This window comes from Chryseomicrobium imtechense, assembly GCF_041475995.1.
GTDB lineage: Bacteria > Bacillota > Bacilli > Bacillales_A > Planococcaceae > Chryseomicrobium > Chryseomicrobium aureum.
In genome coordinates this window covers 24,836-40,848 of record NZ_JBGOBM010000001.1, presented here as the reverse complement: position 1 = coordinate 40,848, position 16,013 = coordinate 24,836, and the positions used below count along the sequence as shown (strand labels likewise).

Sequence of the window (16,013 nt, the reverse complement as noted above, 5' to 3'; positions counted from 1 at the left end):
TTTGCTACGCTTTGACAACAACTCTTTCAATAGCTACGATAAACAGTAAGGAGTGGTGAAATGGAACAAAAAACGATGCATCAAATGCAACAAGAAGTCGATATATATATTGGTCAATTTAAAGAAGGATATTTTCCTCCGATGGAATTGCTGGCACGTCTGACGGAAGAACTTGGAGAGTTATCTCGTGAAGTACAGCATCTTTATGGCATGAAAAAAAAGAAAAGTACGGAAACGGAAAAAGCGATTGAAGAAGAGCTCGGAGACTTCTTATTTGTTCTCATCTGTTTTGCGAATGCGCAAAATATTGATATGCAACAAGCACTAGACCGAGTAATGGAGAAATTTAACACGCGTGATAAAGACCGCTGGACAAAGAAGGAGGAACTACAATGATTCGTGTAGCTATCGCAGGACCTCGAGGTAAAATGGGAGAAGAAGCTGTTAGCATGGTAGTGGCACATGCTGAATTTGAACTTGTATCCGTCCTAGATTCAAAACAGTCAGGTCTGGATTTAGGTTCTGTACCTGTATATACATCAATTGAACAATTACTTGAGGAAACGAACCCGCAAGTCTTTATTGATCTAACCACACCTGAACTAGGTATGAAACATACAACCGCAGCAATTCAAGCTGGTGTTCGCCCAGTAGTTGGAACAACAGGGTTTACACAGCAGGACTTAACGGAACTTGAAGAGCTTTGTGAAAAGACTCAAATCGGTTGTATAATTGCGCCGAATTTTTCAATCGGAGCTATTCTTATGATGAAATTTGCTGAACAGGCAGCTCGTTATATGCAAGACGTAGAAATCATTGAGATGCATCATGATAAAAAGTTGGATGCTCCTTCTGGTACAGCAGTAAAAACTGCCGAGCTCATTCAAAATAATCGTCCTGCGCATCAACAAGGCCATCCTGAAGAACAAGAGTCTATCGAAGGCGCACGCGGTGCAGATTTAGAAGGTATTAAATTACATAGTGTACGACTACCTGGGTTAGTGGCTCATCAACAAGTATTGTTTGGTGGAGAAGGACAACTTTTAACATTGCGCCATGATTCTTTTACACGGGGTTCATTTATGCCAGGGGTTGCACTATGTATTAAAGAAGTCATGACAACAACAAAACTTATTTACGGGCTCGAAAACCTGATTGATTAGGAGATGACGATATGCGCATTGCACTCATTGCACATGATAAGAAAAAGGATGATTTGATTCAATTTGTAACAGCTTATAAAAATACTTTAGTAAAACATGATTTATACGCGACGGGAACAACGGGAAGTCGTATCGAAAGTGAAGTCGGCGTATCGATTCATAAGTTTAAGTCTGGCCCACTCGGTGGCGATCAGCAGATTGGTTCAGCAATAGCAGATAACTTGATGGACATGGTCATCTTTTTTAGAGACCCATTAACTGCTCAACCTCATGAGCCAGATGTAACAGCTTTGATTCGTTTATGTGATGTTTATCAAATCCCATTAGCGACTAATATGGGCACCGCAGAAGTACTTTTAAAAGGTATCGAAGAAGGATTTTTGGACTGGAGATTATTGGAGGATCGTCGTGACCGCTACTAGCAGAAAGTTAAAAATTGGGATTACATGTTATCCAACTGTAGGTGGATCTGGCATCATCGCAACGGAACTTGGTAAACAACTTGCTGAACGTGGACATGAAATCCACTTCATAACATCTAGTATGCCCTTTCGCTTGAAAGGGTTTTATCAATCTGTCACCTATCACGAGGTCGAAGTGAATAATTATTCTGTGTTTCAATATGCGCCATATGACATCGCCCTTGCAAACAAGATAGCCGAGGTCATTGATGATGAACAACTCGATGTGTTGCATATGCATTATGCTATCCCCCATGCTGTCTGCGCAATTTTAGCTCGTGATATGGCAAAGCGTGATGTAGGAATTGTTACAACGCTTCATGGAACAGATATTACAGTACTTGGCGTAGATTCTTCTTTAAAAGGAGCCATCCGGTACGGAATTGAAAAATCAGATATAGTGACGGCAGTTTCAAACTCACTTGCGAATCAAACAATGGATTTAATTGAACCAAACCAAGAAATTCGAACTGTCTACAATTTTATTGATACAGCTGATTATCATTCACAAGATGTAAGCCATCTACGTAAAATTCTTGGGATAGCCCCTGATGAAAAAATAATTTTACACGTCTCGAATTTCCGTAAAGTCAAACGTGTACAAGACGTTGTTGAAACGTTCTCATATGTTCGTAAACAAATGCCGTGTAAATTATTGCTGGTAGGAGATGGACCGGAACGGCATCCGATTTTAGAACAAACAAAAGGGACGGCTTATGAACACGATATATTATTTTTAGGCAAACAAGAGAATGTAGCCGAATTATACGCGCTTGCAGACTTGTTTTTGTTGATGTCAGAAAAAGAATCGTTTGGGCTTGTTCTATTAGAAGCAATGGCATGTGGCGTACCTTGTATTGGAACAGATATTGGAGGAATCCCAGAAGTCATCGACCACGGTGAGAATGGATTTATCGTTCCTGAAGGGGCAGTTGAACGCGCAGCATTGCTTGCAGTTGAACTGTTAACCAATGATGAAATGTTTGCGACATTTAAAGAAAACGCTTTGCAAACTGTTCACTCAAAATTTAACAGTGACACCATTATTTCTCAATATGAGAATCTTTACTATGAGGTAGCACGCTATGACGACTAATTGGACACATGCATTTGAAGTGGTCAAGATCCTTCAAGAGGCAGGTTACCAAGCGTATATTGTAGGCGGAGCTGTGCGCGATCATCTACTTGGCATTGCTTGCAAAGACATTGACGTAGCAACAGATGCATTACCAGAGAACGTTCAAGAACTTTTTCCAAAGACATTTGCAACCGGTATTGCACATGGTACAGTTACGGTGCTCCACGGTGATGCAATTGAAGTGACCACATTTCGTGTGGAATCAGAGTATATCGATAAACGAAGACCTTCCGAAGTACGTTTTGTGCGCGAGTTGAAAGATGACTTAAGCCGCCGTGATTTCACCATCAATGCTCTTGCAATGGGGATTGATGGTGAAATTATAGACTACTACGGTGGAAAAGAAGATTTACAAAATAAACTTATTCGGGCAGTTGGTCAACCAAAGGAGCGCTTCGAAGAAGATGCGCTCCGTATTCTTCGGGGTATTCGGTTAGCAGGTCAGCTCGGCTTTTCCATTGAAACTCAAACACGGCAAGCTATGACAGAGGCGAGTCATCTCTTACCTTGGATTGCAAAAGAACGCATCAAGCAAGAAGTGTCTAGAATATGGACCATGGTTGACCCTGAGATTTCGCTTCGTGAATTAAAACACCCACATTTTGATGAGTTTTTGCCAGGTGTTTTTACCATTCTTCCTGAGCGTCACACACCATTTGAATCTACTGCCGAAGGATGGGCATGGTTTCATTATTTCCAGTCTGACACGTATGAGTTTCCTTATTCAAATGACGAAAAGCGATTAAATAAAGAAGTAGTTGCTTTAATGAAGCGTGTATCAAAGGAAGGTTGGACCTATCGATCTGTTTTTAATTCAAGTGAGAGTGCAGTGCGAGTTTGCTGGGAAATCTCACAAAGCAAACCTTTTGCTACGAAACAACACCTTCTTCGTTGGCTTCAAGATGCACCAATTCGCTTTCCAAAGGATCTTGCACTGACCGGACACGACTTAATGCAACTAAAACAGCGTAATTCAGGTCCATGGATCAAAAAGACGAATGAACGGATGGCTGACGAGATTTTAGCCGGCAACATTCTAAATACACGAGATGCTTTAAAGAAGTGGGTGCTTGAACATGTCGAATAAACAACAACTATTATCCTTTCTTATGAACGCTGAAGAACCAATTTCAGGTGAACATCTCTCAGAACAATTAGGAGTATCCCGTACAATGATTTGGAAGTATATCAAATCGTTGAAGGAAGATGGACACGAAGTGGAAGCTATCAAGAAAAAAGGGTATGTTTTAAAGCAGCTGTCGTCTCAATTATCTGTTGAGACGGTTTCACCTTATTTAAAAACAACTTACTTTGCACGTACTTTGTATTATCTTAAAAGCTGTCCTTCTACCCAACTTGTAGCGAACGAACTGCTAGTAAAAGGCAAAGGTATGCATGGACTGGTCGTTGTCAGTGAAGAACAGACAGCGGGAAAAGGCCGTTTAAATCGACAGTGGGTATCGTCAAAAGGAAAAGGTCTTTGGACTACATGGATTGTTAAACCAGACTTACTCCCTCATGAAGCACCACCTATAACATTAGTGGTGGCGCTAGCTCTTGCCAAAGCTATTCATTCAACGACAGGGATACAGGTCGATATTAAATGGCCCAATGACCTTTTAATTGATGGGAAAAAAGTCGGTGGGATTTTAACAGAGTTACAAGCAACGCCTGATAAAATCGAAGCCATCTTACTAGGGATTGGTATTAATGTGTTGCAGGCAGAAGATGAATTAAACCAGGACTTAACAAAACGTGCAACTTCACTCGCAATCGAATGTGACACTCCTGTTGACCGCAGCAAACTACTTGCAGCTATGGCAAATGAACTTGAACAAGCCATTACGACTTTTGAAACACAGGGCTTTCGCCGCTTTCAAGTAGAGTGGGAACGACACTCGACTATGATAGGAAAGAAGGTCACAGCGACAACAGTTCGTGAAACGATTCAGGGGATTGCCCTTGGTTTAAATGAACATGGTGCATTACTTGTTCAAACGGGTGACGGCGTACGTACGCTATTCTCAGGCGATGTTACACTGAGTGGAAAACTGGACACATTTTCATAATATGCTACACTGAAATTGGATGGTATCTTTTGAGAACCATACCTATTGTAAGACTTGAACCTAACATATCGCCTTGATCAGTCTTCTGACAGGGACGGAAAAAACCAATTCTGGCTATTTTTCTGCCCCTGCGTCTTTTTGCAGGGGCTTTTAGTATGGTTTTTTCCTTCTGAACACTAAAGGAGGGAAAACAGTGAAATCTACAACTCAATTTAAAGCGATGAAAATGAAGAATGAAAAGATTACGATGGTCACAGCTTATGATTACCCGTCTGCTAAAGTAGCCGAACAAGCAGGGATTGATATGATTCTAGTGGGCGATTCATTAGGCATGGTCGTGCTCGGGTATGATTCAACGATTCCTGTAACTGTGGATGATATGATTCATCACGGGAAAGCCGCAAGACGCGGTGCACCTGATACATTTTTAGTCGTTGATATGCCATTTGGTGTTTGTCATTTATCAACGGACCAAGCACTCCGTTACGCGATTGCAATGATGCAGAAAACGGGTGCAGAAGCAGTGAAAATTGAAGGGGCAGGAACGATGATTCCGCTCATTGAGCGATTGACGGCTGCTGGGATTCCAGTTGTTGCACACCTCGGTTTGACACCACAAAGTGCAGCTGTTCTTGGAGGATTCAAAGTACAAGGGAAAACATCGTCTGAAGCATTAAAAATACTCGAAGATGCTAAAAAAACAGAGCAGGCTGGAGCATTTATGCTCGTGGTGGAATGCATTCCTCATCAGCTCGCCAAACAACTCTCAGAAGCATTGACGATTCCGACAATTGGTATTGGAGCTGGGAAAGAAGTAGACGGTCAAGTCCTTGTTTTCCATGACTTAATAGGGTACGGAACGCATCATATACCGAAATTTGTGAAACAGTATGCGACCGTATTCCCAACGATGCAACAGGCATTGGCAACTTATGTGGATGAGGTGAAGTCTCTCACATTTCCAAGTGAAGCCCATCAATTTGTTATGAAAGAACAAGAAACGATTGCCTTGTACGGAGGAAAGAAATGAAACTGCTTAAAACAAAACAACAAGTACGCGCATGGCGCAAAGAGCAGAGCGGGCCAGTTGGTTTCGTTCCAACAATGGGCTATTTACACGAGGGGCATGCTGAATTGCTAAAGGCATCTGTAGAGCAAAATGATGTAACAGTGCTCAGTATATTTGTAAACCCCACACAGTTTGGTCCAAATGAAGATTTAGACAGGTATCCACGTGATTTTGAGAGGGATCAAGCTCTAGCTGAATCACTCGGTGTAGATGCAATCTTTTATCCTTCAGTAGAAGAGATGTATAGCACCACAACAACTCTCTCTATTCAACCAGGTGCTATGGCCACGAAACTTTGTGGAGCAAGTAGACCCGGTCATTTTGATGGAGTTCTGCAAATCGTTACAAAACTCTTTCATATTGTTCAACCAACAAACGCTTATTTTGGGCAAAAAGATGCCCAACAACTTGCACTAATTGAATCTCTTGTTGAATCCTATGATTTTCCTTTAACCGTGCACCGTATCCCAACAGTTCGTGAACAAGATGGACTGGCGAAAAGCTCTCGAAACGTTTTTTTGAATAACAAGGAACGCAAGGAAGCAGCTGTCCTTTTCCAAGCGCTTCAACACGGAAAAGAATTAGTGGAGTCCGGAGCGCGGACAGATGATGTGATTCGATCTGTGAAAGCGATGATTGAAACAAATACGTCTGGCCGAGTAGATTATGTGGAGCTGTTGAGTTATCCAAATCTTGAAGTGCAAGAAAATGCGCCACTCTCAATTTTAGCGACAGCCGTTTTCTTCACAAAAGCCCGCCTTATTGACAATATATTAATAGAAAGAGTGAATGCCCATGCTTAGAATGATGTTAAACAGTAAAATCCACCGAGCGACTGTAACGGAAGCCGATTTAAATTATGTAGGAAGTATAACAATCGACCAAGACCTGTTGGATGCAGTTGGCATGCTTCCGAATGAAAAGGTCCATGTTGTGAACAACAATAATGGTGCCCGTTTTGAAACATACATTATTGCAGGAAAACGTGGCAGTGGTGTCATTTGTGTAAATGGAGCAGCTGCGCGATTAGTGCAAAGAGGGGATATTGTCATTATTTTATCGTATGTCTATATGATGAATGATGAGGCAAAATCGCATAAGCCGACTGTAGCCATCATGAACGAAGATAATTCAGTTCGAGACTTGATTTCCTACGAACCAGAAGCAACAATTCTATAATACAAAAAGCGCCGGTTTCTACGTGAACCGGCGCTTTTATGTTACAATTCTAAGGAATCTAAAAGTACTGTGAGTGAACGAGATGAATGATGTATATGCAGTGGTGGACTTAGAGACAACAGGGAGTTCACCAAAAAATGGAGACCGAATTATACAAATCGGTATTGTTCGAATAGAGAAAGGGGAGATTGTCTCTACCTACTCTTCTTTTGTGAATCCAGAAAAACCGATTCCATACTTTATTCAGACACTTACACATATTGGGAACGACGATGTCAAACATGCACCTTTGTTCTCAGACATCGCGCACGAAGTGGCAAAACAACTAGAAGGTGCGATTTTTGTAGCGCATAACGTCAACTTTGATTTTCCGTTCATTCAAGGTGAGTTGAAACGTATCCAACAACCCGCTTTAAAGAATAAAAAAATTGATACAGTCGAGTTTGCACGACTCATGTTTCCGACAGCACTTAGCTACAAGTTGAGTGAAATCACAGTTGAACTTGGTATTCCTTTAGAAGATGCCCATAGAGCGGATGCGGATGCATACGCAACTGCAGAGTTGTTTTTGTCATGCGCGAAAAAGTTGACGACCCTATCTCTTCCAACTATCGAGAAATTACATAAGCGCTGTTTTAAATTGAAATCACATTTAGCTCCATTATTTTTTGAGGCATTGAAAAAACAGCAGCAGCAGCTGACAACACGAGTGGAGAGCACACAACCAATCGAGAGAGAGTTGCCTGCTTATCCTGATTCCTCTTCTTCAAAAATGGAGCTTTTGTCGACAATTTATCCAGGAGCCCAGGAACGTCCTGCTCAATTCCGTTATATGGACGCGGTCCATGGTGCACTAGTTAGTAAAAAAGAAGTCGCACTCGAAGCGGAAACAGGCATCGGAAAAACAATCGGTTATTTACTTCCTAGCATCAGTTATGCAAAAGAATCTCGGAAAAAAGTAGTGATTTCAACATATACCAACACTCTTTTGGATCAATTATACGAAGGTGAATGTGCGACACTGTTGAGTCATTTCCCACAATCTTTCCGTGTGTCTAAACTAAAATCCTATACACATTATCTCGATTTGAATTTATTTGAGTTACGTTTAGCAAGTCGAGATGAATCGTATGATGAAACGTTCGCGCTCATGCAGCTTCTCGTCTGGTTAGAAGAAACGACTACAGGCGACTTAAGTGAATTGAATACTACAGGTGGTGGACAACTGACGCTTGATAAAGTCCGAAAACATCAACGAACACCACAATTTGCAAACGATTTTTACGAGCGTGAATACCGTCGCGCGAAAGATGCAGATATTATTTTAACGAATCATGCGATGCTTGCAGGGCAACCTGAAATTCTGCGCTCGCTTGATCACGATATCGGTGCAGTTGTTATTGATGAAGCGCATCATTTCTTAACTGCGGTTCAAAAGCTTAATGAAAAAGTCATTTCATTTACAGAGTGGAAATACTTACTCAGTCAGTTTGGATTTGTGGACAAGACGCAAATTGGCTGGAAGCTTGAACAGATTGAATCGTACGCGTCAAAATTAGTAAAAATCAAAATCAAGACAGAAACTGTGAACGATGTCTTTGAACTGCTTACAAAGCAGTTGACAGATTGGACCAATCAACAGCGGACGAGTCTTGGAAATTCAAAGCTCCAGCTGCAGTTGACAGATCATAAGGATCTTTTTGTAGATCTCGTACAAGAAGTCAATCGTCTTGTAAGCCTGTATGATGCGTTTCTTTATGAAAATGACATATCTTCTAAGGTTGTAAAAGAAGATGTGTTGTACTGGGTTCGTGAGTTACGAATCGCTGCATATGATTGGGAAGAGTTTGTAGATCAGCTCTCAAATGAGGCAAGTTGGGTAGAGGCAGACAAGCGAAGTCTACCGAGTTCATTTGTCTTTCATCAGCGAAAGCTTGATCAGCAGCTGACGACTGAGAAGCTGCTCGCTCCTCTTCGTGAAGGAAAAGCACTTATTTGGACGTCTGGTACTTTAACCGTGCCAAAGCAACCGTGGTTTATTTTAGATCAATTGTATTTACCAAAAGAACTGACGATTCAACGCTTTCAGGCAGAACCAGACTTTTACAAAGGAGCCGAAGTCTTTGTCGTCAAAGATGTCCCTGATGTTACCCAAGTGGATCAAAATACGTTTATCGAATCGATTGCAGATGTCATCATTCAAACTGCTCAAGTAGCAAATGGCCGTATGTTTGTATTGTTTACATCTCAAGATATGCTAAGAAAGACGGTTGAATTAATTGAAGAGACTGACTTACTTAGTGAGTATTTATTAATCGCACAAGGTATGAATGCTGGTAGCAAAATGCGCATGTTACGTACTTTTCAACGCTTCCCGAAAGCGATTTTGTTCGGAACAACAACGTTCTGGGAAGGAATCGATGTGCCGGGAGATGCACTTTCCACAATACTATTAGTTCGATTGCCATTCACAAGCCCTGATGATCCCTATTTTAAACAAAAAGCAGATCAGTTAACGAAGCAAGGGCGCAATGCTTTTACGCAGTATGCACTACCGGAGGCAATTATAAGGTTCCGACAAGGGTTTGGGCGCTTGATTCGTAGCCCGGAAGAAAAAGGAGCTTTTATAATTCTCGATCGTAGAATTGAAACAAAATCGTACGGAAAAGATTTTTTAGATGCCATTCCACAAGTTCCAAAAAAACAAGTTTCCATTGAAACGATGGTCGATACATTAGAAACTTGGTATAATAGCTAAGTATATTGAAGAAAGCAGGGATTGCAATGGAATCAAAAATTGAAGTCATCCAATCCGTGACCGTAACGTACCAATCCGACCTCTATAAGCTAGTAGACGCACTCAATCGTTCATTGAAACACGATGATTTGATGTTCGGTTTAGCGCTTGACAAAGAGGATGAATCAAAAGCGGTCTTTACAATTTACCGCACATGAAAATGAAATGGATCGTAGCGACAGTGCTGCTAATTGGAGTCGTCGTCATTTCCGGTCTCGGAATTCTCTATACAGTGGCAAAGAAGCCTGAACAAAACGAATTTGCAAAGTATGAAGAACTCGTCAAATCTCAGGGTCTTCTTAGTACTGTTTCAGAAGTTTATGCCTACAATAGTGTGACGAGTTATGTAACTGTCATCGGAAAGTCCTCTGAAGGGCAAGATGTGGCGTACATCATCGACAAAGCTGAAAACCAAACAGCGTATGAAGTAAACCTCTCTGATGGGATTTCTGCTGAAGAAGCCGAACAGCGAACGCGCGCAGAAGGCAATGTCGAGAAGATTATGTCCATAAAACTCGGTCATGAAGAAATAGGACCTGTATGGGAAGTCACCTATTTGAACACGAATGATGCGCTTGGCTATACGTACTTGGATTTTAAATCAGGAGATTGGTGGAAGCGGATTTCGAATTTATAAGATGGAGGAAATCATGAAGAAAATTTCAATTAATCAAATGCCTTCTCATATCGGAGAAGAAGTAAAGCTAGGGGCTTGGATTGCGAACAAGCGTTCTAGTGGGAAAATTGCATTTTTACAATTGCGAGATGGAACTGGATTTGTACAAGGTGTTGTAGTGAAGGCAGACGTTGGAGAAGAGCTTTTCCAAACTGCAAAAGGTCTGACTCAAGAGTCTTCGGTTTATATTACCGGAACAGTGACTGAAGATACACGCAACAGTTTTGGTTGTGAAATCCAAGTTTCAGAAATTGAAGTGTTATCACTCGCTGAAGATTTCCCGATTACACCAAAAGAGCACGGGACGGAGTTTTTGATGGATAACCGTCATGTTTGGCTACGCTCTCGTAAACAACATGCCATCATGAAAATTCGTAACGAAATCATTCGAGCGACCTATGAATTCTATAACCAAGAGGGCTTTGTCAAAATGGATCCTCCGATTTTAACAGGTTCAGCTCCAGAAGGTACGTCTGAACTGTTTGCGACAAAGTATTTCGATGAAGATGCGTTCTTATCACAATCCGGTCAGTTATACATGGAAGCAGCAGCGATGGCAATGGGGAAAGTATTCTCGTTCGGTCCAACATTCCGTGCTGAAAAATCAAAAACGCGTCGTCATTTGATTGAATTCTGGATGATTGAGCCGGAGATGGCATTTGTTGAGTTTAATGAGAGCTTAGAAGTGCAAGAAAATTATGTATCCTACATCGTGCAATCGGTATTGAAGAACTGTCAATTAGAGCTTGAGCGTTTAGGTCGTGACACATCGAAATTAGAAGCAATTCAAGCGCCATTCCCTCGTATTACATATGATGATGCTATCACTTTCTTGCATGAACAAGGATTTGATGACATTAAGTGGGGCGATGATTTCGGAGCACCACACGAGACAGCGATTGCTGAAGCTTATGACAAGCCTGTATTTATCACTCATTATCCAACCGGTATCAAGCCTTTCTATATGCAACCACACCCAGACCGTGATGATGTAGTGTTATGTGCAGACATGATTGCACCAGAAGGTTACGGTGAAATTATCGGTGGATCAGAACGTATTCATGATTATGATTTATTAAAGCAACGTATACAAGAACACAACTTAGATGAAGCTGCATATGCTTGGTACTTAGAACTCCGTAAATATGGAACGGTACCTCACTCAGGATTCGGTTTAGGTCTTGAGCGCACAGTAGCATGGATCAGTGGAGCGGAACACGTTCGTGAATCCATTCCATTCCCACGTCTATTAAATCGTTTATACCCATAAGGAGGACATCACGTGAAAAACACGTCGAGTCGCCTGGAGCAGTGGATGAAGCAGGGAAATGTAACCATTTCCCAGCTTTTTTTTACTCATTATCGGGCTTTAGAGCTTTCCGACCAAGAAGCCATGGTGATTTTACATATTCAATCGTATCAACAAGCTGGGATTCATTTCCCGACGCCTACCGAAATATCCTCTCGAATGGAAATCACGGAACATCAAGTTGCAGCCATCTTACAACGATTGATGCAAAGGGGCTTATTGTTTATCGAACAATCCAATACAGATAAGATGGTAGAAGAGTCTTATGTGTTATATCAGCTGTGGGAACGACTTGTAGATTGTTTAGAGAAGGAACATTCTGCATCAGAGAAAAAAACATCGGAACAACAGATTGGTGAGTTATTCCGTACTTTTGAAGAAGAGTTTGGTAGGGTATTCACTCCACTTGAATATGAGACGATTTCAAAATGGATTGATGAAGATCTTCACAGCGTGGATGTGATTAGGCAAGCACTTGTAGAAGCTGTGCTTGCTGAAAAGAAAAGTTTGAAGTATATAGACCGCATATTATTTGAATGGAAGAAAAAAAATCTGACGACACTCGAAGAAATTCGTAAGCATTCTGAAGGGTTTCATAAATATACGGTAAAACGAACACCGTCTTCAGAAAGTCGACCAAAAGTGCCGTTTTATAATTGGTTGGAAGAGAGGGAGTAAGATGGTAACGAAGAAAGAGTGGCTTGAAATTCTAGATGTTATGGATACGATGTATCCAGATGCCCATTGCGAATTGGTGCATGACAACGCATTTGAACTTGTCATTGCCACACTACTATCCGCACAATGTACGGATGTCTTAGTGAACCGTGTAACGAAAGATCTTTTCCAAAAATACAAGACACCCGAAGATTACTTAGCTGTTCCTTTAGAAGAATTGCAACAAGATATTCGATCAATCGGATTGTATCGCAATAAAGCATCGAATATTCAAAAGCTGAGTCAGATGTTACTTGATGAATTTGGTGGCGTGGTTCCCGAAGATCGCGACACGTTGACGCGCCTACCAGGTGTGGGTAGAAAGACGGCAAATGTAGTGGTATCTGTCGCATATGGAGTACCTGCTCTTGCCGTAGACACACATGTTGAACGTGTATCGAAACGGCTAGGTGTTTCAAGGTGGAAGGATTCACCGTTACAAGTAGAGGAGACGCTGATGCGAAAGATGCCTAAAGAATTGTGGTCCAAAGCGCATCATCAAATGATTTTTTTCGGACGGTATCATTGCAAAGCGCAAAATCCAAATTGTCCCGAATGTCCACTTCTCGAAAAATGTCGTGAAGGTAAAAAACGAATGAAAAGCAAATTAGCTGATTAAAACAGAACTCAAATTATACGCATTGCAGTGTATGATACCAAACTTATATAGTGGGTAGGGGTGACTCCAGCGGGATAAAAAGCGGAAGCTGAGACCTTGGCTCAGCCCGCGCCCGCGGAACGCTTCCCCTACACACATAACACCATTTAAAAAAGGAGTCTCTCATATAACGAGAAACTCCTTTTTCTTATACATATTCAAGCTGAATTTTAGTTGTTATTTGTTTCTTCTTCACCTGTACCAGGTTCTGTAGGCTCAGTCGGTTCTTCTGAAGCGCCATCGCCTTCACCCGGCTCAGTTGGTTCCTCAGATTCATCTCCGTTACCATTACCATTACCATTTCCGTTGCCATTGCCATTGCCGTTTCCATTACCGTTGCCGTTTTCGTCACCTTCACCTTCACCCGGTTCAGGTTCCGTAGGCTCCGCAGGCTCTTCTTCCTCCGGCTCTTGTTCTTCAGCAAGAGTAATCGATACTGTGGCAGGGGCACTGGATATACCTTCAGCTGTTGCTACAACACTAAATGTATAGGTGTTTCCAGGTTGTAAATCCCTAACAATAAGCCCGGTATCGGATGTCGTGTCTACCTCTTGAGCGCCACCATCGTTTACTCTCACAGATACGACAAACTCTACATCTTCAACACCTTCAGGAGCTTCATAGTTCCAACGAAGTGTTGCGGACGCGTTAGACTCATCAAAATCTGCCGCTAATCCTGTCGGAGCAGGGAGTTCAGTCAACTCGTATTCATCAGAAACGGCCGTTGGTTCTGAACCGCGAACGAATAATTCTGTACGACGTAGGTTACTTGGTGTAAATTCACTTGCTAATTGAAGGGGTGAAGTACCAACTTCAATAGTAGCTTCCACTACTGAGTTTGGACGGCTAAAGTCTGCAGCATTTGCAGAAATGGTCGTCATGATCTGCTTGAACATTTGTTGCGGTACACGACGCTCTTCAGCAGAAGTCATCGGTTCACTTCGTTTACTATTTCCTGACCAAATCGCTACTGAATAATCCGTAGAGTAGCCAGCAAACCATGTATCTGGGAACGAACCAGAAGGGAGGTTATTTGCTGCAATCTCGTCGGCACTATAGTTCGAAGTACCAGACTTACCTGCCAAGTCAATCCCAGGAACTGCAGCGGTTTGACCTGTACCATTTTGGTTTTCTAAAACGTCACGTAACATATCCGTCACCATGTAGGCTGTAGAATCCTTCATGACTGTTTCTAAGTCGTTTTTCAAAACGTCTTCTGTTTCTCCGTCACGATAGACGATTTTTTCAATTGCATAAGGTTCCGCGTGGTATCCGCCATTAGCAAATGCACTATATGCACCAGCAAGCGTCATTGGTGAAATTCCTTCAATACCACCTAGAACAGACGATTCATAAACATTTTCAATGCCTAACCCAAAACGATTGATAAAGTCTCGAGAGTTATCAAGACCCACTTCGCGCAGTGTTTTGACTGCAGGTGTGTTTTGAGAGCGGTATAATGCTTCGCGCATTGTCATAGGACCTAAATAACGATCGACAAAGTTCCGTACAACTTGGTCAGTACCTGTGTAGGTGATTTGTTCATCGACTACAGTTTGCCCTGTTGACCAGTTCAGATTTTCTATCGCAGGCGCATACGCAAGAAGTGGTTTCATCGTAGAGCCAGGCTGACGGTCTTTATTATCATACGCATAGTTCCAACCACGATTTGAATAATTTCGTGCTCCACCTGAAGCAACAAGTGCTCCAGTTTTCGGGTCTACGACGGCGATACCTGCTTGTTGTTTCTCAGTAGCATAAATGTCAGAGTTGATCACTTCTTCTACTTTCGTTTGTACAGCAGGGTCTAAAGTCGTGTGAACAGTGATACCTTCTGATAGAAGAGAAGGGTCAATTTTGTTTAATTCACTTTCCACGATATCAATGAATGCTTCATATTTTAATTCGCTTGAAGCTTGACGTTGATCTTCTGGAATCAATGTCTCTGTAACGGGAATTGCACGAGCAGCATCCGCTTCTTCAGTCGTAATTTTTCCGTGTAACTCCATTAAATGCAGGACTGTATTTCGACGTTTTTCAGCAAGTTCTGGATTGTTGAACGGATTGTAATTGTTCGGACTTTGTGGAATTCCAGCAAGCATCGCTATTTCATGTAGTTCTAGTTCATTTAATTCCTTACCATAGAAATAATCTGCAGCTGTTCCAAAACCATAATTGCGACCTGACATAAGAATTTTATTGAAATACATTTCAAAAATCTCTTCTTTGTCATAGGCGCGTTCTAATTGGAACGATAGCCAAGCTTCTTGCGCTTTTCGTTTTAATGTCTTTTCATTTTGCAAGAAAGAGTTTTTCACGACTTGTTGCGTAATAGTAGAAGCACCCTGTGCTCCAAACCCTTGTGTAACGTTCGCAATTACGGCACTTCCTAAACGCAAGAAGTCCATACCCATATGGTCATAAAAACGAACATCTTCTGTAGCTAAAATCGCATCTTCCATCTGTTGTGGAATATCATCAAAATTGACATAAATTCGGTTTTCAGTTCCAGAAGTATAGAAAGCTTCGCCATTTTTATCAAGGAAAGTGGACGAAATCGGGTCTTTTAAAGACTCTTCATCAAGCGGTGGTGCAGAGCTTGCGTAATACACAAATAATCCAAAACCACTAAGTAAGCCAATAAGGCCAATTGCGACTAGTGCTAAGAATATCTTTTTGAAGATACCCCGTTTGCCAGTTTTTCCTTTTGTTTTCTTTTTGCTTTTTTGTTGCTCTAATCGAATTTGTTGCCGAGTTCGCTGTTCATTCGCCACGAG

Annotated in this window: 16 protein-coding genes; 15 read left to right on the top strand and 1 reads right to left on the bottom strand. The window is 41.7% G+C overall.

Annotated elements, in window-relative coordinates:
• The first annotated feature begins 60 nt into the window (after nt 1-60).
• The 15 genes from AB5N96_RS00200 to nth all read left to right on the top strand — a co-directional run bounded on the left by AB5N96_RS00200 (nt 61) and on the right by nth (nt 13,197).
• A complete protein-coding gene (locus AB5N96_RS00200) occupies nt 61-396 on the top strand; it encodes a nucleotide pyrophosphohydrolase (protein WP_499704370.1) in 336 nt (111 codons plus the stop codon).
• Entirely contained in the window at nt 393-1,163 is a 771-nt protein-coding gene (gene dapB, locus AB5N96_RS00195) for a 4-hydroxy-tetrahydrodipicolinate reductase (protein WP_499704369.1), read from the top strand. Before AB5N96_RS00200 ends, dapB begins: the two co-directional genes overlap by 4 nt.
• 11 nt (nt 1,164-1,174) lie before the next feature.
• The gene (mgsA, locus tag AB5N96_RS00190) at nt 1,175-1,585 is read left to right on the top strand and encodes a methylglyoxal synthase (protein ID WP_204589170.1); all 411 of its coding nucleotides are present in this window, start codon (nt 1,175-1,177) and stop codon (nt 1,583-1,585) included.
• On the top strand, nt 1,572-2,720 hold the full coding sequence (bshA, locus tag AB5N96_RS00185) for an N-acetyl-alpha-D-glucosaminyl L-malate synthase BshA (protein WP_204589171.1): 1,149 nt from the start codon (nt 1,572-1,574) through the stop codon (nt 2,718-2,720). Before mgsA ends, bshA begins: the two co-directional genes overlap by 14 nt.
• The gene (locus AB5N96_RS00180) at nt 2,710-3,849 is read left to right on the top strand and encodes a CCA tRNA nucleotidyltransferase (RefSeq protein ID WP_499704368.1); all 1,140 of its coding nucleotides are present in this window, start codon (nt 2,710-2,712) and stop codon (nt 3,847-3,849) included. The genes bshA and AB5N96_RS00180 overlap by 11 nt, the downstream gene beginning before the upstream one ends.
• Nucleotides 3,839-4,831 (top strand): biotin--[acetyl-CoA-carboxylase] ligase, encoded by a 993-nt coding sequence (locus tag AB5N96_RS00175; RefSeq protein WP_499704367.1) that lies wholly within the window; start codon nt 3,839-3,841, stop codon nt 4,829-4,831. Before AB5N96_RS00180 ends, AB5N96_RS00175 begins: the two co-directional genes overlap by 11 nt.
• A gap of 193 nt (nt 4,832-5,024) precedes the next feature.
• Nucleotides 5,025-5,861, top strand: coding sequence for a 3-methyl-2-oxobutanoate hydroxymethyltransferase (gene panB / locus AB5N96_RS00170; RefSeq protein ID WP_499704366.1), 837 nt, complete (start codon nt 5,025-5,027; stop codon nt 5,859-5,861).
• Entirely contained in the window at nt 5,858-6,703 is an 846-nt protein-coding gene (panC, locus tag AB5N96_RS00165) for a pantoate--beta-alanine ligase (protein WP_499704365.1), read from the top strand. The genes panB and panC overlap by 4 nt, the downstream gene beginning before the upstream one ends.
• A complete protein-coding gene (gene panD / locus AB5N96_RS00160; RefSeq protein WP_204589176.1) occupies nt 6,696-7,079 on the top strand; it encodes an aspartate 1-decarboxylase in 384 nt (127 codons plus the stop codon). Before panC ends, panD begins: the two co-directional genes overlap by 8 nt.
• 82 nt (nt 7,080-7,161) lie before the next feature.
• Nucleotides 7,162-9,837 carry a helicase C-terminal domain-containing protein gene (locus AB5N96_RS00155; protein ID WP_499704364.1) on the top strand — a complete coding sequence of 892 codons (2,676 nt, stop codon included), beginning with the start codon at nt 7,162-7,164 and terminating at the stop codon, nt 9,835-9,837.
• 26 nt (nt 9,838-9,863) lie between these two features.
• The gene (locus AB5N96_RS00150) at nt 9,864-10,034 is read left to right on the top strand and encodes a YpmA family protein (protein WP_204589178.1); all 171 of its coding nucleotides are present in this window, start codon (nt 9,864-9,866) and stop codon (nt 10,032-10,034) included.
• Nucleotides 10,031-10,513: a cell wall elongation regulator TseB-like domain-containing protein gene (locus AB5N96_RS00145; RefSeq protein WP_392456467.1), complete on the top strand. Its 483-nt coding sequence runs from the start codon at nt 10,031-10,033 to the stop codon at nt 10,511-10,513. Before AB5N96_RS00150 ends, AB5N96_RS00145 begins: the two co-directional genes overlap by 4 nt.
• 13 nt (nt 10,514-10,526) lie before the next feature.
• Nucleotides 10,527-11,822: an asparagine--tRNA ligase gene (gene asnS, locus AB5N96_RS00140; RefSeq protein WP_204589180.1), complete on the top strand. Its 1,296-nt coding sequence runs from the start codon at nt 10,527-10,529 to the stop codon at nt 11,820-11,822.
• A 12-nt stretch (nt 11,823-11,834) separates the two neighbouring features.
• The gene (locus AB5N96_RS00135) at nt 11,835-12,539 is read left to right on the top strand and encodes a DnaD domain-containing protein (RefSeq protein WP_499704363.1); all 705 of its coding nucleotides are present in this window, start codon (nt 11,835-11,837) and stop codon (nt 12,537-12,539) included.
• 1 nt (nt 12,540) lies between these two features.
• Nucleotides 12,541-13,197, top strand: coding sequence for an endonuclease III (nth, locus tag AB5N96_RS00130; protein WP_204589181.1), 657 nt, complete (start codon nt 12,541-12,543; stop codon nt 13,195-13,197).
• Between the two features lie 209 nt (nt 13,198-13,406).
• Here nth and AB5N96_RS00125 read toward each other — a convergent pair whose 3' ends face one another.
• Nucleotides 13,407-16,010, bottom strand: coding sequence for a PBP1A family penicillin-binding protein (locus tag AB5N96_RS00125; RefSeq protein ID WP_499704362.1), 2,604 nt, complete (start codon nt 16,008-16,010; stop codon nt 13,407-13,409).
• Nucleotides 16,011-16,013 lie beyond the last annotated feature (3 nt).

What these genes read in the sequence shown, in the direction of transcription:
- dapB (WP_499704369.1), top strand. Translation starts at nt 393, where the DNA reads ATGATTCGTGTAGCTATCGCAGGACCTCGAGGTAAAATGGGAGAAGAA.
- AB5N96_RS00150 (WP_204589178.1), top strand. Translation starts at nt 9,864, where the DNA reads ATGGAATCAAAAATTGAAGTCATCCAATCCGTGACCGTAACGTACCAA.
- nth (WP_204589181.1), top strand. Translation starts at nt 12,541, where the DNA reads ATGGTAACGAAGAAAGAGTGGCTTGAAATTCTAGATGTTATGGATACG.
- AB5N96_RS00200 (WP_499704370.1), top strand. Translation starts at nt 61, where the DNA reads ATGGAACAAAAAACGATGCATCAAATGCAACAAGAAGTCGATATATAT.
- asnS (WP_204589180.1), top strand. Translation starts at nt 10,527, where the DNA reads ATGAAGAAAATTTCAATTAATCAAATGCCTTCTCATATCGGAGAAGAA.
- panD (WP_204589176.1), top strand. Translation starts at nt 6,696, where the DNA reads ATGCTTAGAATGATGTTAAACAGTAAAATCCACCGAGCGACTGTAACG.
- AB5N96_RS00175 (WP_499704367.1), top strand. Translation starts at nt 3,839, where the DNA reads ATGTCGAATAAACAACAACTATTATCCTTTCTTATGAACGCTGAAGAA.
- mgsA (WP_204589170.1), top strand. Translation starts at nt 1,175, where the DNA reads ATGCGCATTGCACTCATTGCACATGATAAGAAAAAGGATGATTTGATT.
- AB5N96_RS00180 (WP_499704368.1), top strand. Translation starts at nt 2,710, where the DNA reads ATGACGACTAATTGGACACATGCATTTGAAGTGGTCAAGATCCTTCAA.
- panC (WP_499704365.1), top strand. Translation starts at nt 5,858, where the DNA reads ATGAAACTGCTTAAAACAAAACAACAAGTACGCGCATGGCGCAAAGAG.
- AB5N96_RS00145 (WP_392456467.1), top strand. Translation starts at nt 10,031, where the DNA reads ATGAAAATGAAATGGATCGTAGCGACAGTGCTGCTAATTGGAGTCGTC.
- AB5N96_RS00155 (WP_499704364.1), top strand. Translation starts at nt 7,162, where the DNA reads ATGAATGATGTATATGCAGTGGTGGACTTAGAGACAACAGGGAGTTCA.